This is a genomic window from Belnapia mucosa, from assembly GCF_016775475.1.
GTDB classification, from domain to species: Bacteria; Pseudomonadota; Alphaproteobacteria; order Acetobacterales; family Acetobacteraceae; genus Belnapia; species Belnapia mucosa.
The window spans coordinates 1-1,077 of sequence record NZ_JAEUXJ010000074.1; the positions used below are offsets into that span (position 1 = coordinate 1).

Annotated in this window: 1 protein-coding gene; it reads right to left on the minus strand. The window is 68.8% G+C overall.

Translation table 11 applies throughout. From position 1 onward, the window contains the following. The coding region (locus tag JMJ55_RS30395) for a calcium-binding protein (protein WP_407927579.1) at positions 1-1,077 on the minus strand (1,077 nt) is incomplete at both ends.

Genomic DNA, 1,077 nt, shown 5'->3' on the forward strand with positions numbered 1-1,077 from the left:
GACGAAGTCGCTTTCGAGCAGTTGGGCTTTGGTGATGCCGACGAGGTAGAGGTAGTCGAGGCCGTCGCCGAGGGCGATGTAGGTGCTGCCGGCGCCGTCGTCGGTGGCCTTGGCGAGGACGGCGGCGGCGTTGGCGTAGTGGTAGGCGGTGAGGTCGACCTTGTCCTTGGTGGGGTTGAACTCGAAGACGATGTCGTAGGAGACGGCGCCGGACTGGCGGGGGTCGACGATGATGGTGTTGTGGCCGCGGGCGACGTAGCTGCCGACATCGGTGACGCCGAGGGTGGAGAGGGAGATGAAGTCGGTGCCGTCGCCGGCGCGGTAGGTGTCGGAGCCGCCGCGGCCGAAGAGGACGTTGTTGCCGGCGTTGCCGATCATCTCGTTGTCGAAGACGGAGCCGACGGCGGTGGTGCCGGTGCCGTCCGGGTCGTCGGCGCCCTCGGCGATGACGATGCGCTCGGCGACGGAGTAGAGGTCCCAGGTGAAGTTGGCGGTGGAGATGATGGTGTCGAAGCCGCCGAAGCCGTAGGCGGCATAGGCGGGAAGGTTGCCCTCGTCGACCAGGTCGAGGCCGCTATGGACCAGGTAGAGGTCGTTGCCGGCGCCCCCGAAGAGGAGGTTGCCGAAGCCGGCGGGGCTGGTGCCGCCGTCGAGGGTATCGTTGCCGGCCTCGCCGACGAGGAGATCGATGCCGCCGCCGCCTGCGAGGCTGTCATTGCCGTCCCCGCCATAGAGGTAGTCGGTGGCGGCGCCGCCGGTGAGGGTATCGTCGCTGCCCTGGCCGTAGAGCGAGCCGCCGGCCTCGGTGGCGAAGAGCCGGTTGGCGAGCTCGTTGCCGATGCCGACCGTGGCGCTGCCGGTGAGGACCAGGGTCTCGAGATTGGCGCCGAGGCTGTAGTTGAGGCTGGCGAAGACGGTGTCGATGCCGCCGCCAGGCAGTTCGGTCACGCTGTCGCCGGCGTTGTCGACGACATAGACATCGTCACCCGTACCGCCCGCCATGCTGTCGGCGCCGGTGCCGCCGTCCAGCGTATCCTTGCCGGCATTGCCAGACAGCGTGTCGTCGCCGGCGAGGCC